This is a genomic window from Bradyrhizobium sp. 1200_D9_N1_1 (assembly GCF_052075915.1).
Classification (GTDB): Bacteria; Pseudomonadota; Alphaproteobacteria; order Rhizobiales; family Xanthobacteraceae; genus Bradyrhizobium; species Bradyrhizobium diazoefficiens.
In genome coordinates, this window is the sequence record NZ_CP197226.1 from 8,110,536 (window position 1) to 8,137,155 (window position 26,620).

Below are 26,620 nucleotides of genomic sequence, written 5' to 3' on the forward strand. Positions count from 1 at the left end.
CTTCACGGACGACTGAATCACGACTCACGTTCCAAGAAAAGTGGGTACTAGTATCTTCATCTCCTCACTGAACACGAAAAGCGGGCGCTAGCGCCCACTTCAGTGACTTATCCCATAAGCTGGAACCGCTTCGCAGTACCAGCCAGACCTCAGGCCAACTCAAGCATCGGACGTTGTGCCTGGATTCTCATTGCTGTCGATGATTTCCTGGTTCACCTGGCGTCCAGACCGGTCAACCCAGCCCGAGCCTGGTTGTTCATAAATCGTCTGGGCTCCGTCCGAAGTCAATTGATCAAGCGTACGGCCCGCATTCGACTGCGTCACCTTGAGATTGTTCTTACCGTCAAAGCGGTCTCCAAGCCCTTCGACGACCATGGCATTGTCGCCGTTAGTAATGGTCAGCTTCGAGGCCATCGTTTTGCCCTTGCCGATATCAACGGTGTCGACAGTAATCTTCGTGCCGTCGTCGAGCTGGAAAGTCATGTTCTTCTTGAAGTCAAAGTCGACCTTGCCGTCACCGTCGGCATCGACGTGGGGATCGCCCTTAATCGAGGTGATCTTGCCTGTTTGACTGTTACGAATGAGCACTGTTCCGTCATTTTCGTCGACCAAGATCGAATACTTATCACCAAGCTTGATCTCAGCCTTGCCGTCCCTGACCTCATGTGACCACACTGGCGCCGGCTGAGAAGACTGCGTGGGCACCTGGGCAGCCGCAACAGGCACCATCGCAAGAGGCGGCGGCGGAGGAGGAACGAAGAAGACGGGCGCCGTAGAGGTGGGCGCTCCGCTTGCATACTGGTAGTTGCCCGGCCCACGCCCTTGCTCGCCGTCGTCGATACTCGCCTGATTCACGGCGCGTCCGGCGCCATCGACCCATCCCTGTCCACTCTCATGGATCGTTTGGGCACCATCAGACGTCAACTCGTCAAGGGTCATCCCAGCGTTGGACTGCGTCACCCTCAGATTGTTTTTGCCATCCTTGTCGTCGCCGAGCCCCTCGACAACGATCGCGTTGTGGCCGTTCGTAATCGTAAGCTTTGAAGAGATGGCCTGGCCATTGCCGTAGTCGACATTATTCACAGTAATCTTCGTGCCGTCGTCGAGCTGAAACGTCATATCCTTCTTGAAATCGAAGTCATCCTTGCCGTCTCCGTCGGCATCAACGTGCGGGTCGCCATGAATGACCGTGACATGGCCGGTCTGGTTGTTGCGGACTGTCCACGTGCCATCCTTCTCATTGGCCGTAATCGTATACTTGTCCCCAAGGTTGATCGTGGCCTTGCCATCCTTGACCTCATGCGTCCACACCGGATCCACAGGAGGCTCGGCATTCTGATTCAGCTGGCTCATCAGCATGGTGGAAGGAGGAGGCGCCATCATGTACGCCTGCGTCGTAACGACGGCTGGCGCCACGACGACCGGAACGACACTCCCAACGGCCGTACCGACGAGGGCTGGTGAGGCTACCGGCAAGTACTGGTAGCTCGCCGGGGCATATTGCCCCAACATGGCGTTGAAGGTGGGAGTGACAACAGCGCCCTCCGGCGCCACTCCGTTCATCGAGTCGGGCGCACCCACCACTGGCAGGCCGGCCACGGGAAGATACTGCATTTAGTTCACTCCTGTTGCATAGACGACATCTGTAAAACTGTGAGCGTTACGCGCATAGTCACCCAAGATCCGCCGCTTCAGATCTGCATGAGAGCGCCTGATCAGCTCATCCGAACGAACGACTAATTCCCTTGCCAGAACCGGCAGCCTATGGAGATCCTCTCTCGCCCCATCACCGTAACCGCACGAGCACATCACGCGCATTCAACTCACAGATACGGTAGCCCGAACACCTGTCGAAAAGCTGACGATGATCAGCGAGCCAAGCCGCACGCACTTTGGCATCGATCGGATGTCCGAAACGCATCCTTCGCTGAACGTATCGCAAGATTTAATATTCCCTCCTGGCAAGATTCGTCTGGTACCAGCGGTGCTCCCATGTCTTCAGGCAAATGACACGACGTTGCCGGTTATCAGCCAATCATCTCATCCTCACCGCAATCAGCGCTCCCGCCGGAACTGCACATCATCTGCGAGGAGCGATCAACAGCTTGAACTCTCGCTGCATTTTCCCAAACATCAAGACTTCGCGAAAGGTGAGCTTTCGCAAGCCGCCATCTTAGCCAAACGGGACAAGCGAGGGCTGAGATCCGCACGGCTCGATGACCTTATCCCGCTTCCGTGCTCCACCCTGCAAGCCACGCGCCTGCGAAGGTTCCGCCAAGTCAAATCATTCCTGAACGCGCAGCTAAGCACGGCTCAACTCGCCTTCATCCAAGCCGGCTATAGGGCGCCGCTGGGAGCGACAGGGCGATCCGATGATTGCGAGCAGATGCAAGCCTGCCGCAAAATATCACTCGCCTCAACGTGAGGCTCGTCAGCTTTTCGAAAGCTAGCGCCCCTAGCATGAGGCCGCTGAAGCTAGGCGAACAGTCGTCTGCGCAACAAGACGAACATAGGAGAACGCAATGATCGGAGAAATGATTGGAAGCGCCGCCGGCGGTTACCTAGGCGGCCCGGCCGGAGCGGCAATTGGTTCGGCACTGGGCGGGACCGTGGACAAGGTCTTTGACAAGGTGGTCCACACCTTGGTGCCCGACGAGGGTCACCATGATAAGGCCGAAGACCACAAAGACGCCGGCGAAAAGACCGAGGTGCAATCCAAGCACGAGACTGCCTGCAAGAGCCCGGAGCTGAACCTCGGGCTCAGCACGCTCGGCGGTACGCCCATGTTCCTTTCCATTCCTGCGATCGTCTCGCCGGCCCGCACCTCGTAACAAATCAGAACCAGCGTTATCCCAAAAGAAAGGCAAATAGACATGGCGGTTGACAATGTTGGCGGAAATGGCGGCGCTGCTGGTGCCCAGCAGACCGGCGATAGCGGCTTCCAGAACCAGATGGCTGAATTCGAGCGTGTGAGCCAGAAGGTTCAGGCCCAGGCCGTGGCAATGCGCAGAATTACGACCGAACTCTCGTCCGAGAAGAAGGTCGCCGACGAGCGCGTCCAGTAATTCTGCAAGACGGGTGGCTCACCGCAGTTGCTACCGTCGCCGCGCTGTGAATGACGAAGTCTGGATGAGCCGTACGGCACCGCCGTACGGCTTCTCTCGTTATTCGGGGGATTATCGTGAACGACTCTGTTTCGCTTGAGTTCGAGGTGCTTTCGGGGGTCTATACCGGGCTCAAAGGAAAGACGGCGGGCGGCGAGAGCATTGTGGGCAGCGGCCTCGATGCGGACATGATCTTCGTTGAACAAGGGCTCGAACCGCATCATCTTCGCGTCATCCCGCAGCGCGATTCGATCGAGCTCGAAGCGCTCGCTGCCAGAATCAGCATTGACCGTCACGCTAGCATTGCAACAGGTGAGCGCGTCAGAGTGCCGCTTCCCGCGATCATTCATGCCGGCGCGATGTCCATCCGCTGGTCGGCAGAGGATTTCCAACCAATTGCTTCGAGCAAGCGATCTCGCCGCTCGATCGTGGCACTCAGCCTGATCTTGCTCAGCTCTGTCGCGATCGGCACCGTCTCAATCATCTTTGCCCCCGGCGATAGGGCGGTGGCGCCAAGCACCGGATCATCGCACGCGGTCGAAATTGCCGCTAAACCAACCGTCGATCATTTTGACGCGAGAGCTGCTGATGAAATGGCCGCATCACTGCGCCAACAGATCGAACGAGAGGGCCTTCCTGACGTCAAGATCGGGCACGGGCCCGGCGTCGTGACCGCGGAAGGGACGATTGCGCCGGACCTCGTCGCAAAATGGAAAGAAATCCAGCAATGGTTCGATCGTCAAAGCAATGGTACCCCGACCCTTGTGAACGCTGTCGCGGTGAAAGAGGAAAAGATGCCGTCTTCGATTGCTGTCCAAGCCGTCTGGCGCGGAAGCGAACCTTATCTGCTTATTGCCGGGCAGAAGTATTTCGTCGGCGCGCTCTTAAGTAATGGATGGACCGTTGATCGAATCGAGGATGGACGAGTTCTGCTCAGCCGCAACGGCCGATCTGCCGCTTTGCCCTATTAAGGTCTCTACCCTGCAAAAGAGAAGGAGAAGGCTATGGCTAGGCTGCCTCAGAACTCCGTAGGGCCCGGCAACTCATCGCAGGGGTTAGATGCGGGCCAGCACGCACCAGTCATCGGCTCGCCTCCTTCGCGAGGTGATAAGCTCGAAGTCGGAGGCGCCCATGCGGATAGCGGCACGAAGCGGGCGTCGTGGCAGGATGCGGCTTCGTATGATCTGCCAATTGATGGCGCGAGCGAAGCGGCGCTCGGGGTCGATTCCGTCGGCGCCATCTCACGCGTCACTTTATTCGAAAGCGAAGCAGGAGCGAATGAGGTAGATGCACGCGCGAGATTGGCTTCGCTTTATGGTCCCAATCTGTCCCGCGGACTACTCTCCTTCGTAGTTCCGCGCCTTCGTCATCCCGACGTACTGCGCGCTGACAAGCATGGTGTTCTTCTGGAACGCTTGACGCGAACATTGGAGGCGACGCCGGAAGACAAGACGGCGCGAGAGTGCTTGGCAATCCTGCAGCAGGAGCTGCAGCGGTTACTAATGCTCCGACAAAACCAAAACAGCTTAATCAAGGGTTAGCCATGGCCGATCCTGATGGATTGCATCGCGTCGCCGTTCCCCTGGCTCCAGGAGTCTCAAAATCCGGCGATATTCCGTCGATCTCCGGGCCAGAGCGCGACCTGCTTTGCGCACTCTCATATGTCCATCTCGCGTGCGGGCAGAGCGCACACAGCCTGGCTCTGTTGCGAATTGCAGCTCGCGAGCATTCCAACGACGTCGGTCTACTCCGCATTCTAGCCTACACGCTCATCGCCGAGGGCCTCGGCGAGGAAGCACTCCATGTGCTGGACCGGCTGGACGCACTTGATACGCAACCCTCTTCTCGCATACCGATGACGCTGTTGCGCAGTCACGCGCTACGGCACGCTGGCCGCATGGCCGAGGCTCGCGAGGTCTTCCAGACCTATGTGTCATTGCGCGCGAGTACAGCCCTCATCCGAAAGCAATAGGGATCTATCATGGCCAACACCTTGCGCGGCTTTGTCGTGCGCGCTCCGGCCCACCCGGATTTCATGGTTGCCTTGATGCTGCTTCTAGCGATCGGCATGATGATCATGCCAATCCCAATCATCGTGATCGACATGCTGATCGGCTTCAATCTTGGCTTTGCCATATTGCTGCTGATGGTTGCCCTCTATCTCAGCACACCGCTTGATTTCTCGTCCTTGCCGGGCGTCATCCTGATCTCCACCGTATTTCGGCTGGCGCTGACGATTGCAACAACACGGCTGATCCTCGCCGAAGGCGACGCGGGCAGCATCATTCACACCTTCGGCGACTTCGTCATTTCAGGGAATATTGCGGTCGGAATTGTCATATTCTTGATCGTGACCATGGTCCAATTCATGGTTCTTGCCAAGGGTGCCGAACGCGTCGCAGAGGTGTCTGCGCGCTTCACGCTTGACGCGCTACCAGGCAAGCAGATGGCGATCGATGCGGAGCTACGCAACAGCCACATCGATCAACACGAAGCACGCCGCCGACGTGCCGCCTTGGAACAAGAGAGTCAGCTTCATGGCGCTATGGATGGTGCCATGAAGTTCGTTAAGGGAGACGCGATCGCCGGGCTGATCGTGATCTGCATCAATATGCTTGGCGGAATAAGCATCGGCCTGCTCTCCAAGGGCATGTCGCTCGATGAAGCGCTGCATCAATATACTCTTTTGACGATTGGTGATGCGCTCATTTCGCAGATTCCGGCGCTGCTGCTGTCAATTACCGCCGCGACCATTGTCACGCGCGTCAACGGACCCTCCAAACTCAGACTCGGCGCCGATATCGTTCACCAACTTACCGCAAGTACGGAGGCACTTAGGCTAGCCGCTTGCGTCTTGGTATTCATGGGGCTCGTTCCTGGCTTTCCTTTGCCCCCGTTTGCCGTGCTGGCCGTCCTGTTCGCTGCCGCAAGCTACGTCAAGGTCGGCCCCAAAGACGACAAGCCTGCCGCCAAAATAGGAGCTAGCGCCGCGGCATCGGCGCCGGTTCCTGCAGCGGTCCAAAAGCAGGCCGCACATGCGGAAGCGCTTCCGATCGCGTTGTTCCTTGCACCAAACCTGACGGATTCGATCGACAAAGACGAGCTGGAAGAGAGCATTTCGCGTGTTTCAAGGCTCGTGTCGGCGGACCTTGGCATCACCATTCCGCGGATCCCTGCCCAGATTGGCGACAGCTTGTCCTCGTCGCAGTTCAGGGTCGATGTCGATAGTGTGCCAGTTGAGCGTGATGTGATCAATCCCGGGCACTTGGCACTCAACGACGATGTCGCGAACATCGAATTGAGCGGCATCCCCTTTCAACAAGACCCTGAAACGAATCGGGTCTGGATCGAAGAACGGCATGCAGCGGCTCTCAAGGCCGCCGGAATCGGATATCATCGGCTAAGCGAAGTTCTTGCCTTACGTCTCCATTCCACATTGACGCGCTTTGCACAGCGCCTGGTCGGTATTCAGGAAACCCGCCAATTGCTCGCTCGGATGGAGCAGGAATACCCTGATCTGGTGAAGGAGGTACTGCGTACGGCCACCGTCCCTCGGATCGCCGAGGTCCTGCGCCGCTTGCTCGATGAAGGCATTCCAATCCGCAATACCCGCTTGCTTCTGGAGGCATTGGCAGAATGGAGCGAGCGCGAGCAAAACGCCGTCCTGCTCACCGAGTATGTTCGTGCTACCTTAAAACGCCAAATCTGCTTCCGGTATGCTAATGCCCATCGCGTCGTGGTCGCCTTTATCATCGAGCGTGAGAGCGAGGAAATCATCCGCGGCGCAGTACGGGAAACCGCCGTAGGCCCATATCTCGTCTTGGATGAATGGCAGAGCGAAAAGCTGCTTGCACAATTTCGTCAGATTCATGCGACCATCGCGCAAAGTAAGAGCCAGCCTGTCGTCCTCGGTTCGATGGATATCCGGCGTTTCGTGCGCGGTTTTCTCACGCGCAACGGAATCGACTTGCCTGTTCTGTCCTATCAAGATCTCGCCGCGGACTTCACGGTCCGGCCGATCGGATCCGTCAAGCTTCCAAAGGCGCCTTCCTCAGGAGGGCTCCTAACAGCTGCAAGCTAAGAGTGCGCAGCACTACCTTGTGAGTAGCCGATGAAATCTAATGACACCAGCTTCCGCCGATATCTGTGCTCCGCCAGTCCAAGGCTGCGGCCGGCTCTGCTTGCGATGCTGACTGTTGTGCTGCTCGCTGGTTGCGCTACCGCAGACAAACATGGCCTTTCACCGCAGCAGAGGTCCGCATCAGACCTCGCAGACAGCGAAGAGATCGACCCCGCCGCGCGCGAGCGCATTTCGCACGCGCTTGGCCGAGATGCTGATGAAGGGGCTCTGCGCGACGCATTGAAGCAACAGCCGAACAACATTGATGCGGCTATTCCTCTTGCGCGAGCCCTGCTGGCACGCAACTGTCCGAATGATGCGCTTGAGGTGCTCGACGGCGTGTTATTGGCAACCCCTGGCGACCTGCGCGCATTAAATGCCAAAGCAGTTGTTCTCGATCACGAGGGCCGTCATCAGGAAGCCCAAGAGCTATACCGCCAAGCTCTCGCGGCGGAACCTGCAAACCCGATGCTGCGCAACAATTTCGGACTGTCCCTCGCCCTTCAAGGCAAGATGGACGCCGGCGATGCCAGCGCAGCACCTCAGGCGGGCAGCCGGAAAGCATTGGCTCGTTCAAGATAAGGCGATCAAGAGCGGGCAGGAATAGCGAAGCGTGATGCTTAGCTGTCAGCTTGCCGACAGCTAGGCTTACTATGAGCGCGGAACCCCACTCCGGCGCGGCCTCGCCGACATAACAGGACGTGTTATGTTTCAAAACACTAAAGCTCTATCTAACAGCGAACGTGCGTCCGAGCTCGATGAAATGGGAACGAGCTCGGACGATGGCTCCCACACGGATAGCCCAAGATTCTTGGATGTATTCTCTGCTCTGAGTTTGGCGCCATCGAGCTGCTCCGTTGATGCATCTTTGGCAGCAGTCCCGCCATACGCGCTGGTTGACGAGCGGCCGGTGGTTGAGATCTCAAAATCTTCGTTTGAGAATAAGCTGGCAGATTTTTATGGAGGAGACATAGAGGATATTGCTGCCAATCCGCAGCGATACTCGCGCTGGGTTTCCGAAAAGGCTCACGCACAGCGGACACTGCATTTCGCTTCGGCACGAAGTCTATTTCGGAGAAATCGTGCTTTTTCAGCTATCAGCTTGGGAACAAGAGCGTCGGGCTTCTGAGAACGGAACCCGGAGGCCGCATGAGTGAGCTGTTCAAGGGCAACAATGATTGGCGCCATCAATTTCCTGGACGAGATGAAATCACCTCAACAATAGCTTTCCGGGTTACTCATCCGCTCGTCGAGAACGCGGGCGATATCTTGCTTGAACATCAGCTCCAGATCGACGGAAACAAACCGCTCGTTCTCTCCCACTCTTCCAATCCGGAAGCGAAAGCCCGCGCGGCAGCGTTGGGCTTTCTTGAGGTTAGTGACTCGATGATGGTGCTAGATCCCACCAAGCACGATGACAAATGGAAGAACGAAGGCGGCAATTGGCAGCGGGCGGGTAAGCCGCCTTTGTATCTTGCCGCGACTGAAGACAACAGCGGCAATGCCAAGTATACCGAGAGTGTAGCGAAGCCCGCGAACGATCCGTATGATGAGGAATATGACTTTATGTAGAGCCTACAGGCATCACACGAAGAGCGATTGGCCGGATCGGCGGGGCAAGATCAGGCCTCTATCTCATTTCCTGCTGCATGTACTCTTGAGCACCGACATCTTTTCCGTATCCGCAGGCGGAGTTGGACTGCGCTGTGGGTCCTTTCGTCTGGCGGAATCAAGCCGGACGAGCAGCAGATCGATTATCTCTCGGACTCCGCAGCCTCGTGTTCCTCCTGATCTGCAGCTTGCGCCAGCAAAGAGCCTCCTTGTATCAGCCGAAATGACGCGGTCTATCGGCACTGCGAAGCTACAGCGCGCGATGGCGGCGCACGATCTCCATGACACCCGGTCCTGCCATGTGAGGATCTCCTCCTCTGCCTTCCCGGGAAAAAACTTGCTCGCAAACCGTTTTCAGCCCTTTAGCCGCCGGCAGCGGACGGCATGATTGGTTGGCAGAATCTTGCCGGCATGAACGTCCTCCGGGAGGATCACATCCTCATCAAACCCGCTCGGCACTGCTACATCCACGCCCTTCTGGCATCTTGTCGTTCAGATAAGAGAGAGGAGAAATAGCGAAGTAGTTAACATGCGCCAACCAGGCTCCGGCTTGCAACCGCAAATCACATGACCGCGATCTGCGGTGCCCTTGGTATCCTTAATCTGAGTGACTTGTTGGCAGGTGATTTAAGGACGGTGAGCGGTGCGCTCGGCTTCCCTTTGCCTTACGTAAACCGCGACGGCCGGCAAGTGACTTCCACTGTCTCATCGAAGCTATCGCTGAGCATTTGTTTACCTCGCGCGTCAACAACCGATGGGCTTTTGCGGCAAATCTTCTCAATCGCGCTCCCCCGCGGCACCTGATGCGCGCGGCCGATAAACTACGCTGTTGTCGCACGTTCATCCTGGACTACTTCGGCGCAGTGTACTCAGAGGAGCTGCTCGCTGGCAGACAAATCGTCAAGCCGCTCATCGTGTAGAGCGAGATGTGTGACGGCAAGCTGCTGAGTGTTGTGCCAGCGTATATCGCGCTTGATCTACCCCCAAATCTCCAGAGACGCCAAGTTCTCCTGAGACGTTGTGCGCAAGGTTGTGTTCATGACATGTCGACGGTTACATTTGGCCACCTGAAGCCTTGGACTCGACGACGCGCACCACTCCGGCGGTTAGCGTCTATGCCGGCACGGTCAGATCAGATCGAGCAGCATGCTTCACGCTTCAGAACGACCTGCAGGTGGTTGTGATCCAGGATCATCGCACACCAGTCGTCACTCAGATGATCTGGTATAAGGTCGGTTCCGCGGATGAACCGCCCGGCAAATCGGGGCTTGCGCATTTCCTCGAACACCTGATGTTCAAGGGTACTTCCAAACATCCGGCGGATGAATTCTCCAAGGCCGTGCTGCGCGCCAGCGGCTACCAGAACGCCTTTACCGGGTTCGACTTCACCAGCTACTTCCAGCACGTGCCTCGAGAGCACCTCGGCAAGATGATGGAATTTGAAGCCGACCGCATGACCGGTCTCGTTCTCAAGGACGAGAACGTGCTCTCCGAGCGAGACGTCGTGCTGGAGGAATTCAATATGAGGGTCGCCAACCATCCAGGTAACCGGCTTGCTGAGCAGATGATGGCGGCGCTTTACCTCAACCACCCCTACGGCCACCCTATTATCGCGTGGCGCCAGGAAATCGAAAAGCTTACCCGAGAGGACGCGCTTGCCTTCTACCGGCGCTTCTATGCACCTAACAACGCGATCCTGATTGTTGCTGGCGACGTAGCCACCAAGGAAATGCGCTCCATGGTGAAGGAGACGTTTGGCGGCATCCCCGCGCAACCTTCGATTCCCAAGGAACGCCTGCGGCCGCAGGAACCGCCGCCGGCCGCGCAGCGCAGAGTGACACTGGCCGATGCCCGCGTCGAGCAGCCGGCCCTGCGCCGCTATTATCTCGTACCCTCGACTCGCAGCGCGGCCGCGGGCGAGGGTCCAGCGCTTGAGGTGCTCGAGCAGTTGATGGGCGGCGGCATTAACTCATATCTCTATCTCTCGCTGGTTGTCGAAAAGCAGCTCGCGGTCACCGCCAGGGCGAGCTACCACTCTGCCGCGCTCGATCCATCGCTATTCGAGATTTCCGTCATACCAAAGCCTGGCGCCAACCTCAGCCTGATCGAGCGCTGCATCGACGAGGTAATCGCCGGTATTGCCCGTAATCCCGCGAGTGCCGAAGATCTCCAGCGGGCGAAGACGCGGCTAACCGCGCAAGTCGCCTACGCCCAAGACAGTCAGGAACTGCTCGCTCACTGGTATGGCCGCGCCCTGACGACGGGACTATGCATCGAGGATGTACAACGCTGGCCGGACGACATCCGAGCGGTCGGCGCACCGCAGGTGCATGAGGCCGCGCGGATATGGCTCGACAAGAAACGAGCGGTAACCGGCTATCTCGTCAAAGAGTCTACCCCGCAACACTGGGAGACGCTCTAGTGATCCATCCTTGCACTCGACGCGGGATCCTCCTTGGAGGAGCCTCCCTCTCCATGGCGGTGCTCGCTTCGTCAAATTCGCATGCCGCACCACGATCACTGGACCGGACCAGGATCAAGCGTTTGATTTCGTCTTGCGGCATAGAAGCCTGGTTCGTGCAGGACTCCACTGTCCCATTGATCTCGATGGAATATGCCTTCACCGGCGGCGCGGCTCAGGATCCCGCTCAAAGACCTGGCGTAGCCCACATGGTTTCTGGGCTGCTCAAGGAAGGTTCCGGCAAATTTGACTTCAAGACCTTTCATCAGCGGCTGGACCGCCATGCCATTGAGCTGCGTTTTCACGTGACCCATGATCACTTCCGCGGTGCCTTGCGCACGATCAATGACAGCGCGGAGGAGGCCTTCGAGCTTTTACGGATCGCGCTAACCTCGCCGCGTTTTGAGGCCGCCGACGTCGAACGGAACCGTGCCGCTGTGCTTGCGCGCCTTCGGCACGACTCAACCGATCCTTCGTCGCTGGCTCGCCGCAAGTTCCTCGAAGTCGCTTTTGGGGATCATCCCTATGCTCGCCCAGTCGATGGCTACTTGGAAAGCGTGCCGAAGATAGAGGCCGAGGATCTCAAGGGTTATGTCCGGCGCGTCATTGCAAAAAGACACGTTCAAAATCGCGGTGGTCGGCGGGGTCGATCCAGGGGCCGTCTGCAAGCTGCTCGATAAGACCTTTGGCAGCCTGCCGAGCAACGCGGAAGCGATGCCGGTCGCCGACGTCATCGCAGCAAAGCCGCCGCAGCGGGTCTTTATTCAGCTCGATGTGCCGCAGACAGTTGTGACTTTTGGCGGTCCAGCCGTCCGTCGCAGCGAGCCGGGTTTCATGCCCGCCTGTATCGTCAACCACATTCTCGGCGGCGGCGGCCTGACGTCACGCCTGTTCCGCGAAGTCCGCGAGAAGCGCGGACTGGCTTATTCAGTCCGTGAGCAGCTTGTCTGGCTGGATCATTCAGCCATGTTTCTCGGTACCAGCGGCACCTGCGCCGATCGGGCCGGTGAAACGGTTGAAGAAATCGAGAAGCAGGTCCGACAGATCGCCGCGGAAGGACCGACTCAGCAGGAGCTCGATGACGCAAAGTCCTACCTGAAGGGCTCGCAACTGGTAGCTCTCAACACATCATCAAAACTGGCGCGAACGCTACTGCAGCATCAGCTTGACAAGTTGCCTATCGACTATCTCGAAAACCAGAATGCCGTCGTCGATGCGGTGACGCTGGAAGACGCCAAAGAGAGCAGCGCAGCGGCTGTGGGGCGGGGGTCTGCTCACAATTATCGTCGGCCGCGCCCCAAAGGACGCAGCGCAGGCGGCCATTGTGCCGTCCAGGACTACACCCCCGCCGGGCGCCGATCAGCTAGACACCGGCCCGACGACGCCGCCCAATTTATTTTCTAGCAGCCCATGTGCTTAGCTCTCGCGCGCAGAGAGGCCTTTAGCCACTCACCTTTAGCTCGTGGAGATATTCCTCGGCATGCCGAAAAGACGGCGATCTGATCCAGTAGACCTTTGATGGTCTGCGAAGCCATAGTCGGACCGCCTAGCATCCCCCCGATTTGCGCTTTCATCGAGCTCGCAATCTGACGCTACGTAAGACTCGGTCTCCCATTAAAATTTGATAGCGGCAGCGACAGCATCCATAGCGAACCTACGGCAATCCAACGATCACCATGGGCAGACTTTGATTCTTGCCCCGCATATTCCAGCCGCACACAAACCTCACGTAAATCACCAGTACAAGTGATTACTCCCATTGCCGGAGCTGCATCATCACGCGACGTTACTCGCTAGATGTTGAAAACGCTTATCAGTTGCAGAGCTCTCGCATCGGCGGTTCATTGCCCCTTCTTTCCGCCATGTTCGCACCCAAAGCAGTGACGCGCCGATAGCGCACTTTGCGCGCGGCAATAGCAAGAGCTCAGGAGATGTTTCTATGGTGAAGCCAGTGGTAATTGTAGTCGGTGCGGACAAGGGAGGAGTCGGCAAGACGACCGTATCACGAACGCTACTGGACTACTTTAGCGTCAATAACGTGCAAATACGCGCGTTCGACACGGAGTCGCCCCGGGGAACGCTGAAGCGCTTTTACCCCGGGATCACTGAGATCGTCGACATGACTGCGACGGCGGACCAGATGAAGATCTTCGATACCTTGAACTCAGGGCTGTCCGTCACTGTCATCGATGCTCGCGCAGGCCTACTGTCCTCTGCGCTGGCTTCCTTGCGCAACATCGGCTTTCTGGACTCGGCACGGTCTGGCCAGATCACATTTGCCGTGTTCCACATCCTGGGATCATCTATCGCGTCGCTAGACGAGATCGAGGAAACCGCGACTTTCATGACCGGTGCAAAGTACTACCTGGTCAAGAACTTCATCAACGACACTCAATTCTTCCAGTGGGATCAAGCCACTTATAATTCCTATTTTCATCGCATCAAACATGCGACTGAGTTGACCATCCCGAAGCTTAACGAGATGGCGTATGAGCAGGTGGAAGTCGCGTCCGTCCCGTTCATAGACTTCGTCGCGAACAAGGGACGCAATGATGAACCCGCGAACAACTCCTTCGTGCTGCGCGGCTATGTCCGGCACTGGCTGGCAAATGTCTGGAGCGAATTTGATCGCATCAACTTGACGGAATTGGCCGGGGCCAAGTCCGCCACCCGGGCCGGCGAGAAGTAGCCGTATATCCGGCAAGCTCGAGCCCACGCACAGAACGAAATTGATCTGCTGGCTATGTTAGCGACCCCCATCTACATCATCTGCTCACCTAGCCCGCAGGTCGGTAAAACCCTCATCGCTCGGGCCATGAGCGAGTTCTTGCTGCTGAAAGACGGTACAACGCTGTCGTTTGACGTCAACTTGAAAGAGCCATCATTGCTCGACTACCTGCCCAACATCACGGAGACCGCGGATGTGATCGACACATACGGCAAGATGCAGCTGATGGACCCTCTCATCGTTCACGATCGTGTACCCAAAGTAATCGATCTCGGCTTTCACGCCTTCGACGAATTCTTCAAGATGTGCGAGGAGATTGGCTTCGTCAAGGAGACGGCGCGGTGCTGTGTCACCCCTGTCGTACTCTTCGTCGCGGGCGCAGATCGCATCTCCTTTCGTGGTTACGAGATGCTGCGGCGGCGAATTCCCCCGGCCTCGCTGGTCATCATCCACAATGAATTCGCACTGCGCGGCGGATTACCTGAAGCGATGGACGGCGATCGGGTGATTCGAATTTCCGCACTACCGCTGTTCCTTAAGAGATATATAGATCGGCTTGGCTTTTCCTTCACTGGGTATCTGCGCAACGAGAAGGACTGGTCCACCGAGCTGCATCAATGGATCCGGCGGAATTACGGCATGTTTCGCGATCTGGATTCGAGTGTGACGCTGCGAAGGTGGGATCGGCCGCGGGGGACGGACATCGGTAGCCTACGTTGCACGAGGGCGACTTGAAGAGATCGGTCTGATCCCCCATCTATTTGTCTGGCCTATGAGAGGCCGTTGAGCGCTGAGTTCAACGGCGCTCGCAACGTGAACGCATTGCGTTTTGCTAATCTTCTCTTGGATGTCCATCCTATACCATGATCGTCCGCACGGACGCACGGGCGCAATTAACAGAGCTCATTCGGCAATGGCTCATGCAGACAGTCCGTCATGCAGGCAGTCCGTCCCGGAAGGCGTCGATTAAATTTTGACTTTTGTGACCGGCGAGGCGGATCGACGGACCCTCCTTCGGAGGTGCGCTCATAGCTGAAGGCCGAGCTTCCCGAGGACCTGATGCAGGAGCGCGCTTTTGATCGCGCGGGCAATCTCGTTTCGTATCTGGCGCCGAGGACCGGCTCGGCATCGGCATCGCCCGTCAGACCATGCTCAGCCAGTCGCTCATCCAAGCGGGTTTCAAATTGTACACCCATCACGCCGACGAGCCGCTCCTGCATTTCAGCATAATCTTGGGGTACCATACGCCTCACCACGCTTTCCATGGTTGCCATCGCGTCGCTAAATAGTCCCGAAATTCCGCCGCTTCCCGTCCCGCGCCGACGCCTCGGCCCTGGCCACATCGGCCTCGGTCACTTGAGACACATTCATGAAGCGCATGTCGGGAGCGTTGTGCCGCAGCTCCAGGGCGTCCCGCAGCTGGGCTTGGTAGGCAAGATAAACCTCGATCTCGTCGACATCCGCGTCGGGATCGGCACGGCGAAGTGAGTTGACCCTCTCGCGCGCGATCCCGTCAAGCGCTTCCAAGCGAAACAAGACGCGATCGTTCTGGAGCAGTTCGCCGAGGCGCCCGTCATAGAGTCCGTCCTCGACATCAGCGTTCAGGCGTGCGGTCTGCATGCCGTTCCAGACCAAAGTAACGCGATCTTCGCAGCTCCCGTTCGCTCCCGAAGCCAACTCGAAATACTGCTCGCGTAAACGGGGCCTGACGGCTGCCTGCCGCAGATCTTCGGCGACCGCCAGGCGGAACGCCTAGTGATGGTAGTTCACGGTCTCTGCAGGCAGGCGCGTCAGCCCATTGCTGATGGCCTAGAGCCGCTGGAGGCCGGTCGAAAGTGTCTCGGGCAGGCTGTCGAGCTGATTGTGATCCACATTCAGGCGGCGCACCTCGGCCAAAATGGGCGCAGGCAAGGCGGTAAGGGACCGAGACGACAGATCTAGCGGCTGATTGAGATCACCCGTCCCCCGCCAAGCCGACGTTCGGCTTACCGCTTGTTGCCGATCCCCATGTTGCCCCTGCCCGTCTTCGGCAGCCCAGTTGGCCAGCACCTCCTCCGGCGAGGCAACCGCTCCGGCAGCGGACGTGTGCACGCCGGCCAAGGTCTCTCCCCACAGCGGTGCGGCCGGAGAGCCTGGTTCGGAGCTTTCCAAATCGGAAGTTGCGGAAGGAATACGAGTGACGAGCTGTTCTGTGTTCATCGATATCGTTTCTTCGGTAGCAAAATGAAGCGAATGCGCCGGGGCGGCGCATCTTAGAACCGCCAATCCTCCACTATGGCTGACGCGCCACCGGCCCACAAGGAGTGAGGTGCGATCCCACAAGCGTGCCGACAGGCACGAATGGCCCGGATACGCTTCTGCAACTAGCACCCACTGCAGACAGTGTAGCGAATCCAGACGGCGTTTCGCTCGCGGATCAATTGATATTGCAGTCCACCGGTCTCGCCTGCGAGCTCTGCGCCCATTGAGCCAAGCCTGCAAGGGAGTAGCGGCGCTCATGATACGAGCGCCACCTGTCGATAACCTGACGCAGTCCGGAGCGACGAAATGACGGATGGCGTTTGTAATTCCGTAACCTTGGGCTCAGCTCTCCGCAGACGAATCACTTTGTGCTGGACCGGCTGGTGGCGGGTGCCGGTCCGCCGGCAGCAGCGCGTTTAGGCCGGCAACTTTGCTGTGACGTGAGGCGAGGCGGCCATACTTCTCCCCGGGGTCAAACGCTTGGGCGATAGCTGAGCTCAAAAGCTTGCAGCCTATCGCGCTAACGCGCTTGGCTACGAGACGCAGCGCGCCCCGATGTCAACACCGCGGGCTCGCTAATTCTCTTCGACGCGGAGTTCCCAGCCATTTTAACATTGGTCACGTGAACCGGCAAACGGCGATCGGGCGGCTCTTCACGGTATCCTTCCGACTGGATAATCGGACAGGTGCATCTGTCACTGGTACGACAGATTTTCTGTGTCGAGCTCAGTGTAGCCTAGCTGCGCCGCGACCAAATAACTCGAGCAGCTAGTGCGCCTTGTTGATCTCGCGTTAAACACGCTTAACCCTATGAGCGCTGGAATTGTGCAGGACACACGTTCGCGGCGCATTGAAACCGCGAGGATCTGCCGCGATTTCTCGCCAAACGCGCGGCGTAGGATAATATTGACTTATAAGCGTCGCATACATCGGACTTCTCGCCTCCTCCGGACACGAGCGGGCGATACGCCGTTGTCGGCTCAACTATCCGGCAGGAATGCGGAGCCAGGGAACGACCGCTCGACGAGCATCGCCATGTTTTACACTTAAGGATCAACATCCGTGATGACTTCGATTGATGATACGCTAAGTGAGATCAGATGGCTGCGAAACGGAATCTGGCGCTGCCGCCGGCTACTTAACACCGACCTGCCTGGCACCGAACGCAAGGCCCTTGAGAAGCGTCTGCATGAACAGCTCTCTGCCTTTGAACGGCTCTCGTCGACGGCGTTTCCTTTCGCCTTGAGCTCTAAAGTGTATTCGGTCAGGAGCACCACAATCGGGCGAAGCGACTCCCCTGAAGCGCCCATAGAGAACGCCGCAATGGTATCAAGCGGTTGCATGGGGAAATCGATCAGCGGCTAACAAAAGAGGTTTCCTAGCCCAATCTGTTACAGCTCAGTCTAGCCGAAGGTAATCCTGAGAAATCTAAGGCAACCGCGATGAAACAAACGCGCTGATATTCCGGCAATCATTGGCTGTCGCAGCCGACTTAGCCACTTCCGCAAAAATACGTAGTCGTCCGTTAAGAAGCCGGATTGATCGAGGCTGGCCGGGCGAGCGTGCGCCATAGCTGGGCCAGGAACAGGCACAAGAGATATCTCAGCCAGGCGAGGATGCGGCGGAAGTTGTGTCCGACGGCTGAGAGGACGACGTTGGCGGCATCGCCGGCGCGGCCTTTGAGGTAGCAGCGCCCGAGGTGGCCTTCCGCCTTCAGGTGTCCGATGATGGGCTCGATGGCGGAGCGGCGGCGCAGCTCGCGCTTGATGACACCGAAAACGCCGCGCTTCTGGCCGGAGATGAAGACGCGACGGGGATTTTGTGCGTCGTGGCCGCGGTATCCCTTGTCGACATAGGCCCGCTCGATCGGACAGCCGGTGAGTGTCTCGGTGCGGTCAATGACGTCCCGCAAGGTGTGACCGTCGTAGGGGTTGTCGGGCAGTGCGCTGGCGTGCAGCACGAACAGGCCACCGGGAGCCCGGCGGTTGTTGGTGACGATGGAGGCCTTCACGCCGAACTCGTAAGGCGCGCTGGCCTTGCCCTTGCCGATGCACTCCACTTCCGGGGCATGGAAGGAATAGAGCTTCCAGCCGCGCTGGCGCTGCTGCTGCGAGCGGATCTGCGTGGCCCGGCCGAGCGGGAGGGCGAACGCCTGCTCCAGTGCTGGCTGGCCTTCGATCTTGCGGCGGATGTCGCGGATGATCCGGCCCAGCCGGCTACGCAGGATACGCAACTGCCGCTGATGCCGCCTGAACTGTTTGGCATGGGCGTAGCGGCCGGCCATCATCGCGGCGGCCTTGGCGATGCGAGCATAGGATTGCCGCAGCCTGACGCCGTGCCTGATCGCCAGGCGGTTGAGCCCCTTGATGGCCGCATGCAGCAGCTTGGCATCGGTCGGAAAGGTGATGGCCTTCGGCTGCACCGTGGTGTCGACCGTAACCCGCTTGAGGTCCTGGCTGCGTAATGCACCGGCCTCGTGCGCTACCCGCAAGCTCTCGGCCAGCAGCAACTCCAGCTTGTCGCCAAGCCGCTTGCGCCAATGGCTCAGGTCCGAGCGCTCGTGCGGGAACGTGTGCTGAAAGAACTCTTCCCCGGTGAAGAACTGGAAGTATGGGTCATGGACCCAGCGCTCGCACACCTCCTCATCGGACAGCCCGTAAATGTGCTTGAGCAACAGCAGACCGATCATGAAGCGCGTCTCGATCCCGGGCCTGCCGTTCTCGCTGTAGAGCGGCGCGATCTCGCCGTCGATCCAGTCCCAATCGACCTTGCCGGCGAGCAGAACCAGCTCGTGCTTCATATTGATGATCTGGTCGAGCCGAGCCCGGAACAGATCGTTCGATCCCGTCGTCTTGTGCTTCTTCGGCCGCATCGTTCCCTCCGATGCAGACAAGGAATCATGCTTCCCGCTTCGAGGGAATCCACGAAAACCAAATCGCAAGGTTCTGACGCCCAAAGCATCAAAACCTTGCAATCTGGAAATGCCCCTTAGCCCAAATCGAGATTCCCGATCAGTGGCTTAGTCCTTCTTCACGGACGACTACGTAGTCGCGGGCCACAATGCCATAAATTGATGACAGTACGGTCCACTGCCTCCACAGCTGACGCTGATTGCCCTTGGGACCAGCCACAGAGAGACGAAAGCAACTTCACAAAACCTCGAAGCCGCGAATGGCTACAGCGCTGAACAAAGCGCAACTGCTGCAGCACGAAACTCGAAATTCAAGGCCGCACCACGCCTGGGCAACTGTATCGCTAATCGAGCCAATCCAATCACGGATCGGTCCCACCCAGCCGACTGCGCCTCGGCAGGCTGATGCTCCAGCCCGGTCGACCTTCAGCCACCAAGCTGGCCAACCCCGCCGCCCGTCAGTCTGAATACTTCACTATCGTTCGAGTTCGCAACTGCCGCGTCTCTCGATGAGGGCCTACCGGGCGCTTGTTGAGCGATTGTCTCGGTGCATCGTTTTCGTTTGCCGCGGTTGGCATCATGCGCCGGCATTCGCGGTGCAAGTTTTTGAAATTGTCCCTAAGACAAAACATGGCCACGTCAACATCGCTACGGCCTGTAAAGCGGTCACAGAAGCGGATCACGTCTGATTTGCACGACGCCAAGACTTCCTCGGCTCGCCGATCTCGCGCGCGAGCGTGTCCTGTGCACCATGTCGCAGCGATCGCGATCGCAGCGAGGACGGCTGCAAAGCGATGCGCATTGCAAGTCCAGCCCATTCGTCGCTCTTGATTGACCAAACCCCTCATAAGACGCCTGTGCTTCTCTGTTTTTCTTTGCCCCGAGAGGTGATCTGTTTACCGGATTGGAATGCCTCGGCAGCCATGAGTCTCGCTTCTCGCGGGCCGGCTGCAATGATTGCCGCGCTCCGAATCATTATCCCGCCACTCGCAACACGCATTGCGAAGACCGCGACAAACAGAGATCGGCCGTTTAGCACTTATGTGCCCATGTTGGCTCCCAATATGGTTTTCTGCTTCGCCATGCCTACAACCTGACGTTACGGTCGATTCAAGCACTTTGAGCGCGCGGGCACCGCATATCATCTCGGTCAGCGCTTTCGCCAAGCGACCGTCTACAGGCCTTCTCCGCCGAGTAGATCGGATGGCGCGTCAGTCGGATGGCATGGAGTTGTGCATCATTGACGAGCTCTACGGCCGCATATTCGCCAAAGCACGATCTCGAACGCGAGAGGCTTGGCATGATCCTTGGGTGCCGCCTCACGGCCCTGCATGTGCGGTTGGAGACGCGAGCGTCAAAGTCCTACAATAGGATGCGGCGATTTAAGACGCGGAGTGGAGACAGATAAAACGCCTCCCTTGCCGCTAACCGCCCAGTTATCACTTCGAACGGCACGCGGATTGCTGGGTAAGTATCAGCTAGTTGCCGGGAAGGAAGCGGCTCAGGCGGAGCCGGAGTTCCAATGAGACTTATTCGATTCATGTTAATCGACCTGGCGCTGATGCTGGTCGCACCTGAGAGTGCAGAGGCTACGATCAGCTACTGGGCAGACTTCAAATCGGCTCGCGAAGCTGTGGGATCATTGATGCCGATTTCCGGCCGCGGGCCAGTATTCAGCTTTGGCGTGAGCCGGCATCTTTGCCCCCCAACCTCTCAAGCCGCGCCATTCAACATTCACCAGAAGGCCTCGGCCCGGCCAAGCAGACCAAAGACCTCGCGTTGCTGGAAAGGCGGCGCTTAACTCTTAAGGTAAGCGCGCCGGCCACCGTACCGATTGCCACGATCCACCGGCGTGGAGCTGCTCAACAAGGCTCCGGACTTGAAACCGCTCTGCACGCCTCCCTCCCACTTTATACCCTCTTGCGAGCAGCAGCGCCGTGCTGGAGCGGAATAGACTGGATGGCCAGCAGCATAACGATCACCTCCAGTGCAGCCGCTAGGCTCCTCACTTAGATGGAAGATACAGCACATGGGCGGGTTCACCAAAGAAGCCAAGAAGGGCTATATTGAGGTTGCCTTCAACGGCTCGCTCGCGAGCATTCTGCTTGATACGCAGTTCAGCGTACCGGCCAAAGGCGTCACAGCGATTTTTGGTCCGCCTGGGTGCGGCAAAACTACACTCGCGCGCTGCATCGCTGGCGTGCAGCGTCTGCCGAATGGCTTCTGTGCGATTGATGGGGAGATTTGGCAAGATGAGACGACGTTTCGACCGCCTCATCTGCGTCGCGTCGCATATGTATTTCAGCTACCGATCCTCTCTTCTCATTTGTCGGTACGACGCACCCTTTTATACAACGCGTCAAACTCGGAACCGACACTGATCGATTTTGATGGTGTGGTCGAATTGCTCGGCTTGGCGCCACTGCTCGAGCGTACGCCATCACATCTTTCCAAGACCGAGCGGCAGCGACTTGCCCTTGGCAGTGCGCTGCTAGGCCAGCCTCGGCTACTCCTGCTGGACGATCCACTCATTGTGCGCGACCGCTCCGCCAAATGCGAGATCCTGCCATTTCTCGAACGCATCCTGCAATCGCTTGCGTTGCCGATGATCTACATCAGCCATGACATCACCGATATCGAACGTCTCGCCGATCATCTCGTCATGATGAAAGATGGCACCGTGACTGCGGCCGGTCCGCTCAATGTCACCCAGAGCGACCCGGCGCTCGCCAGCCGCAGTGAAGCGGCAATCTGTCTGGATACTATGGTCGGCGGTTATGACGGGCGCTACGGGCTGGTCAAGCTCCGCCTCAAATCCGCGCGCTTTCTGATACCAGCAGTACCGCTAAGGCCGGGCGCAAGGCTGCGGCTGCGCATCGCTGCCGGCGACGTCAGCATTGCGTGCGAACCTCCGCGCGCAAGCTCTATCCTCAATGTATTTCGAGCACGCATAACGGCCTCTCTGCCGCACGGCGATGCTGAGGTCACCTTGGTTCTGACCCTTGAAACTGGCCACTCTGGCGTGCCGCTTTTGGCGCGCATCACGCGCCGCTCCTTTGATGCCCTACGGCTCAGTATTGGAGCGGAAGTATTCGCGGAAGAGCTATGCGGGAAACTGGGTGATGACGGAATGAGATAGGCGGCGTATCGAGGCGGGTGTCGAGCCTGCCAGAACCTCAAGGAGAGCGATACGCCATGAACGAGCATAGCAACATTGTCCCACTGCGTCAGCCCGATGAGATCGACGATCCACTGACGAATATTTTGCGATCTGGTGCTCGGCAGCTGCTTGCGCAGGCTGTCGAGATGGAAGCCGAGGCGTTTCTCGCCGCGATGAAGGGCTTGAAGCGTCCCGATGGCCGCGACCGCCTCGTGCGGCACGGCCATGGTCCAGTGCGGACGATCCAGACGGGGATCGGCGCCGTCGAAGTCGCCCGGGTAAAGATTCGCGATCGCGCGGTGACCAGCGATGGCGAGCGGATCCGCTTCACCTCGGCGATCCTGCCGTTGTGGGCACGGCGCACGAAGAGCTTGGATGCACTTTTGCCGGTTCTGTACCTGCGAGGCATCTCGACGGGCGACTTCCAGGAGGCGCTGGCGGCGCTCTTGGGCAAGGATGCGCCGAATCTTTCTCCGGGGGTGGTTTCCAGACTGACGACGGAGTGGCAGCTCGAGTACGAGCGTTGGCAGAAGCGCGATCTGTCGGCGCGCCGGTACGTATACGTGTGGGCGGACGGCGTCTTCCTGCAGGCTCGCATGGAAGACCACAGCGAATGCATGCTGGTGCTGATCGGCGCGACGCCGGAAGGCAAGAAGGAACTCATCGGCTTCCAGGTCGGCGTGCGCGAGAGCACGCAGAGCTGGCACGAACTGCTCGTCGAGGCGAAAACCCGTGGGCTGAAGATCGCCCCGGAAATCGCCGTCGGTGACGGCGCGCTCGGCTTCTGGAAGGCGCTCGACGAGGTCTTTCCCGCCACGCGACATCAGCGGTGCTGGGTGCACAAAACCGCGAATATCTTGAACAAAGTCGCAGTGTCGGTACAGGCCAGCATGAAGAAGGATCTGCGCGAGGTCTATTTGGCGTCCAACCGAGCTTCGGCCGAAGTGGCGATCGATGTCTTTGCCGAGAAATACGGAGCGAAGTACGACAAGGCGGTCGAGTGCCTGACGAAAGATCGCGACGCAATGCTTGCGTTCTACGAATTCCCCGCCGAGCATTGGGACCACTTGCGGACGACGAATCCCATCGAAAGCGTGTTCGCGACGGTCCGGCACAGAACGGTGCGCACGAAAGGTTCGTTATCGTCAACGACTGCCAAGTTGATGGTGTTCAAGCTGCTCTGCGCCGCATCAAAGACCTGGCGGCGGCTGAAAGGCACAAATCAGTTGCCGAAGGTCAGCGCAGGTGTCAGATTCGAAAACGGCATCGAGGTCATCCAAGTGCCGGAAAACCACGCCGCCTGATCGCCTCGTCACCCAAAATCCCGCATAGCTCTTCGCGGAAGTCGCGCGCGCCGTTCCGCTCGGGCTGCCGAGCGGTGGCTTGCAAGGCCTGCCACATCCCCATGAGCACCTTGGACGGCTATGTCTGGACGCGAGAAACACACCAGCAAGATCGCGGCCATCATCGATAGTCTAGATGAGATAGATTCGAATAGCGCTCCGGGCAGTTCTTTACCTGCCAAAGACGATCTTGAGGCTACCTGCCGATTCCGCTTTGGATGTCGCGCAGCGAGGAAGGCATCACCTTACAGGTGCAGCGGCACTCGAGGGGGGCACACACATTATGCTCGCAAGCGAACGTTGCGAGGGGAGAACAGATCTCGATTTCCCAACCGTTCGGCAGCAGAACAATCCGGTCTTGACAAAAACGGTTGCCGAGGCTGCGCCCGCCGTCTCCCGGGCGCTTCGCAGCAGGACCCCATCTCCTTGCGATCAGCAAATTCGCCAAACAACGGGAATGAGCTGACCGGACCTGCGCGCCGAATCGTTACGATAGCCAGGCGTACCGGACTTAACAGACGTTCCGAAAAACATGCCTTGCGGCCGGCGCCGTTCAACCCCAGCTGCGGCTATTGGTCGGAACGATACCGGGCGGCGCACGCCCATCGAAACCCTTCGCCATTTGCGGAAGCCGCCTTAGGGTCCAGACTCAATTGAGCCAATATGCGACGAGAGCGGCGAGATGAACAGCGGCCAAAAAATTACGGGCGAGCTTGTCATATCGCGTGGCGATGCGCCGGAAGTCCTTGAGCCTGCAAAAGCAGCGTTCGATGACATTTCGTCCTTTGTAGGCGCGTTTGTTGAAGCGATGGATGACGACACGGTTAGATTTATTGGGGATTACGGGCTTGGCGCCGCGACGAATGATTGCGCCGCGAAGCTTGTCGCCATCATACCCTTTGTCGGCGAGGAGCACGCTCATGGGTGGCGCGAGCGCCAGGACATCGGGAGCCGCAGCGATATCGGCATCCTGGCCTGGAGTCAGATGCAGGACGACCGGCCGGCAGAGCGGATCGCTCAGCGCATGGATTTTTGTCGTGCGGCCTCCGCGCGAGCGGCCGATTGCTTGATTGTGCTCCCCCCTTTTCCGCCGGAGGCACACCGGTGAGCTTTAATCGAGGTCGAGTCGAGCGACAGTACGACGCCGTCTTCGCCAGGCTTGGCCAGCGCTTCGAAGATTGCGCACCATCGTCCTCGCTTGGCCCAGCGATTGAAGCGATTGTAGATCGTCGTGTAAGGGCCGTATTCACGTGGACAATCACGCCATCGTGCACCCGATTGCAGCATGTGAATGATGCCGCTGACGATGCGTCGGTCGTCGTCCCGATCCGGCCCCGTCAGTCCCCTCGGCAGATGCGGTTCGATACGCGCCCATTGCCTGTCGTTCAGCCAAAACAAACCAGCGCGCATTCTCTCGCCCCCGAATCAACACGTAGGCAAGAGAATCACGTGGCGCTATTTAGGTACAGACCCTAGCTCCCGCGTCCGCTGCTGCGCCGCCTCGATGCCTTGCGAACGCGCCGATTGTGGACCTTGAACGGCACGACGTCGCAGTTACCAGCGGCGAGCGCCAAACTGCCATAGCCCGGCCAGGCCGGCTGTGCAGTGCCTACCGGTCGGGGACGAGATTGCTTCGGTTTAGGTCTGGCTGCCGTCTTCCCGCCAACCGCGTAGCCAGCGCCCGTGTACTTTCGTGCTCAAAGGCGCCTGTATCCAAGCCGCTGGGCTGGTCTTGTTGCGCCAATTCTAGGTCTAAGAATGCGTGGCATATGGTTTGCTCCACCAGTGAGGTCACGATCTACAAAAGCAAGTTTGTGAGGACACCATGCTCGGAATTGGAAGTCAGTTGCCGCCATTCGACATCACAGGCGTGAAGCCCGGTTTTCAAGCGCAGGAAGAGGAAGGGCAGAGTGCGTTTGAGACGCTGACCGAAATGAGCTTTCCGGAGAAATGGAAGATCATCTTCTTTTACCCAAAGGACTTTACCTTCGTCTGCCCGACAGAGATCGCAGAATTTGCTCGGCTTTCCAAGGAATTCGCTGACCGAGATGCGGTTGTACTGGGTGGCTCGACTGACAACGAGTTCTGCAAGCTTGCTTGGCGGCGCTCACATGTCGACCTGCACAATCTACCAATCTGGCAATTTGCCGACACAAAGGGAACGCTCGTCGATGGCCTCGGGGTGCGTTCACCCGAAGGGGTTGCCTATCGTTATACCTTCATTGTTGACCCCCAAAACACGATTCAGCACGTCTATGCGACCAATCTGAGTGTGGGCCGCAGTCCTAAGGACACACTCCGCGTTCTAGACGCGCTGCAAACCGACGAGCTCTGTCCCTGCAACCGCGAAATCGGCGGGGAAACACTGAAGGTTGCGTGACGCAGCATGTCGCCGATCGAACAAATCTACGACAAGATTCCCGATTTCGCGAAGGATGTCAGGATTAACTTGACCTCCTTGATGGCCGATGAGACGCTTTCGCCGCGGCGAAAATACGGGGTGCTGGTAGCGAGTGCAGTTGCCACCCGCAATTCAGCCCTGATTGCCGCGGTGGAATCGGCAGCCTCGGGCGTGATGACATCTGTGGCGATCGCCGCAGCGAAAGCTGCGGCCTCCGTAGTGGTAATGAACAATGTCTACTACCGCTTCGTTCACCTCGCTTCCAACCCAGAATACAAGACGATGCCGCCGCGGCTGCGCATGGACGTGATTGGCAATCCCGGCGTGGACAAGTCCGATTTCGAGCTGTGGTCGCTTGCTGTCTCCTCCATAAACGGCTGCGGTATCTGCATTGATGCCCATGAGAGGACATTGAGAGCCGCGGGCGTCAATTCGGAGACGATCCAGACCGCCGTGCGCTTTGCTGCGATCACACAGTCAGTGGCGATCGCACTCGAGGCCGCTGGGCCTGCCTCCCCTCAGGCAGGAGACTGATCTTTT

Annotated in this window: 22 protein-coding genes and 1 pseudogene; 17 read left to right on the top strand and 6 right to left on the bottom strand. The window is 58.4% G+C overall.

Annotated elements, in window-relative coordinates; all coding sequences use genetic code 11:
* Positions 1–159: 159 nt before the first annotated feature.
* On the bottom strand, positions 160–1,614 hold the full coding sequence (locus AB5K84_RS38325; protein ID WP_011084615.1) for a DUF1521 domain-containing protein: 1,455 nt from the start codon (positions 1,612–1,614) through the stop codon (positions 160–162).
* 250 nt (positions 1,615–1,864) lie between these two features.
* On the opposite strand from AB5K84_RS38325, the gene AB5K84_RS38330 reads away from it, so the two are divergent.
* The 13 genes and pseudogenes from AB5K84_RS38330 to AB5K84_RS38390 all read left to right on the top strand — a co-directional run bounded on the left by AB5K84_RS38330 (position 1,865) and on the right by AB5K84_RS38390 (position 14,759).
* A complete protein-coding gene (locus AB5K84_RS38330) occupies positions 1,865–2,425 on the top strand; it encodes a hypothetical protein (RefSeq protein ID WP_014497947.1) in 561 nt (186 codons plus the stop codon).
* Positions 2,426–2,522: 97 nt separating this feature from the next.
* Positions 2,523–2,831: a hypothetical protein gene (locus tag AB5K84_RS38335; protein WP_011084613.1), complete on the top strand. Its 309-nt coding sequence runs from the start codon at positions 2,523–2,525 to the stop codon at positions 2,829–2,831.
* 42 nt (positions 2,832–2,873) lie between these two features.
* Positions 2,874–3,065, top strand: a complete 192-nt coding sequence (locus tag AB5K84_RS38340) for a hypothetical protein (protein ID WP_014497948.1) — start codon at positions 2,874–2,876, stop codon at positions 3,063–3,065.
* A 116-nt stretch (positions 3,066–3,181) separates the two neighbouring features.
* On the top strand, positions 3,182–4,075 hold the full coding sequence (locus AB5K84_RS38345) for a SctD/MshK family protein (protein WP_011084612.1): 894 nt from the start codon (positions 3,182–3,184) through the stop codon (positions 4,073–4,075).
* Between the two features lie 33 nt (positions 4,076–4,108).
* On the top strand, positions 4,109–4,645 hold the full coding sequence (locus tag AB5K84_RS38350) for a hypothetical protein (RefSeq protein ID WP_011084611.1): 537 nt from the start codon (positions 4,109–4,111) through the stop codon (positions 4,643–4,645).
* A 2-nt stretch (positions 4,646–4,647) separates the two neighbouring features.
* Positions 4,648–5,076 (top strand): tetratricopeptide repeat protein, encoded by a 429-nt coding sequence (locus AB5K84_RS38355; protein ID WP_011084610.1) that lies wholly within the window; start codon positions 4,648–4,650, stop codon positions 5,074–5,076.
* Between the two features lie 9 nt (positions 5,077–5,085).
* Positions 5,086–7,185 (top strand): type III secretion system export apparatus subunit SctV, encoded by a 2,100-nt coding sequence (gene sctV / locus AB5K84_RS38360; RefSeq protein WP_011084609.1) that lies wholly within the window; start codon positions 5,086–5,088, stop codon positions 7,183–7,185.
* A 30-nt stretch (positions 7,186–7,215) separates the two neighbouring features.
* On the top strand, positions 7,216–7,806 hold the full coding sequence (locus tag AB5K84_RS38365) for a tetratricopeptide repeat protein (RefSeq protein WP_011084608.1): 591 nt from the start codon (positions 7,216–7,218) through the stop codon (positions 7,804–7,806).
* Between the two features lie 567 nt (positions 7,807–8,373).
* Entirely contained in the window at positions 8,374–8,796 is a 423-nt protein-coding gene (locus AB5K84_RS38370) for a hypothetical protein (protein WP_011084606.1), read from the top strand.
* Between the two features lie 1,114 nt (positions 8,797–9,910).
* Positions 9,911–11,257: a M16 family metallopeptidase gene (locus tag AB5K84_RS38375; RefSeq protein WP_080586761.1), complete on the top strand. Its 1,347-nt coding sequence runs from the start codon at positions 9,911–9,913 to the stop codon at positions 11,255–11,257.
* Positions 11,258–11,310: 53 nt separating this feature from the next.
* A pseudogene (locus AB5K84_RS38380) lies at positions 11,311–12,716 on the top strand (M16 family metallopeptidase).
* Between the two features lie 519 nt (positions 12,717–13,235).
* On the top strand, positions 13,236–13,985 hold the full coding sequence (locus AB5K84_RS38385) for a hypothetical protein (RefSeq protein ID WP_011084600.1): 750 nt from the start codon (positions 13,236–13,238) through the stop codon (positions 13,983–13,985).
* A gap of 54 nt (positions 13,986–14,039) precedes the next feature.
* Positions 14,040–14,759, top strand: a complete 720-nt coding sequence (locus AB5K84_RS38390) for a hypothetical protein (RefSeq protein WP_011084599.1) — start codon at positions 14,040–14,042, stop codon at positions 14,757–14,759.
* Positions 14,760–15,305: 546 nt separating this feature from the next.
* On the opposite strand, the gene AB5K84_RS38395 is transcribed toward AB5K84_RS38390, so the two are convergent.
* The 4 genes from AB5K84_RS38395 to AB5K84_RS38410 form a co-directional block, all read right to left on the bottom strand.
* Complete coding sequence (locus AB5K84_RS38395; RefSeq protein WP_074076604.1) at positions 15,306–15,767, bottom strand: NEL-type E3 ubiquitin ligase domain-containing protein; 462 nt, start codon at positions 15,765–15,767, stop codon at positions 15,306–15,308.
* Positions 15,768–15,833: 66 nt separating this feature from the next.
* Positions 15,834–16,223, bottom strand: a complete 390-nt coding sequence (locus AB5K84_RS38400; protein WP_014497954.1) for a hypothetical protein — start codon at positions 16,221–16,223, stop codon at positions 15,834–15,836.
* A 1,088-nt stretch (positions 16,224–17,311) separates the two neighbouring features.
* On the bottom strand, positions 17,312–17,608 hold the full coding sequence (locus tag AB5K84_RS38405) for a hypothetical protein (RefSeq protein ID WP_161170740.1): 297 nt from the start codon (positions 17,606–17,608) through the stop codon (positions 17,312–17,314).
* Between the two features lie 182 nt (positions 17,609–17,790).
* Positions 17,791–19,137: an IS5-like element ISBj5_B family transposase gene (locus AB5K84_RS38410; protein ID WP_011084757.1), complete on the bottom strand. Its 1,347-nt coding sequence runs from the start codon at positions 19,135–19,137 to the stop codon at positions 17,791–17,793.
* A 2,068-nt stretch (positions 19,138–21,205) separates the two neighbouring features.
* Between AB5K84_RS38410 and modC the strand changes: the two genes are divergently transcribed.
* Together modC and AB5K84_RS38420 are read left to right on the top strand one after the other, a co-directional pair.
* Positions 21,206–22,315: a molybdenum ABC transporter ATP-binding protein gene (gene modC / locus AB5K84_RS38415; protein ID WP_014497956.1), complete on the top strand. Its 1,110-nt coding sequence runs from the start codon at positions 21,206–21,208 to the stop codon at positions 22,313–22,315.
* 56 nt (positions 22,316–22,371) lie between these two features.
* Complete coding sequence (locus AB5K84_RS38420; RefSeq protein ID WP_038968105.1) at positions 22,372–23,640, top strand: IS256 family transposase; 1,269 nt, start codon at positions 22,372–22,374, stop codon at positions 23,638–23,640.
* Positions 23,641–24,328: 688 nt separating this feature from the next.
* Here the strand turns inward: AB5K84_RS38420 and AB5K84_RS38425 are convergent.
* A protein-coding gene (locus AB5K84_RS38425) for an IS5-like element ISBj2 family transposase (protein WP_110115815.1) occupies positions 24,329–25,089 on the bottom strand; the annotation gives its coding sequence in 2 pieces (ribosomal slippage) (positions 24,329–24,750 and positions 24,750–25,089; 762 coding nt in all).
* A 415-nt stretch (positions 25,090–25,504) separates the two neighbouring features.
* Between AB5K84_RS38425 and AB5K84_RS38430 the strand changes: the two genes are divergently transcribed.
* Positions 25,505–26,059, top strand: a complete 555-nt coding sequence (locus AB5K84_RS38430) for a peroxiredoxin (protein WP_011084586.1) — start codon at positions 25,505–25,507, stop codon at positions 26,057–26,059.
* Positions 26,060–26,065: 6 nt separating this feature from the next.
* On the top strand, positions 26,066–26,614 hold the full coding sequence (locus tag AB5K84_RS38435) for a carboxymuconolactone decarboxylase family protein (protein ID WP_011084585.1): 549 nt from the start codon (positions 26,066–26,068) through the stop codon (positions 26,612–26,614).
* The last annotated feature ends 6 nt before the right edge of the window (positions 26,615–26,620 follow it).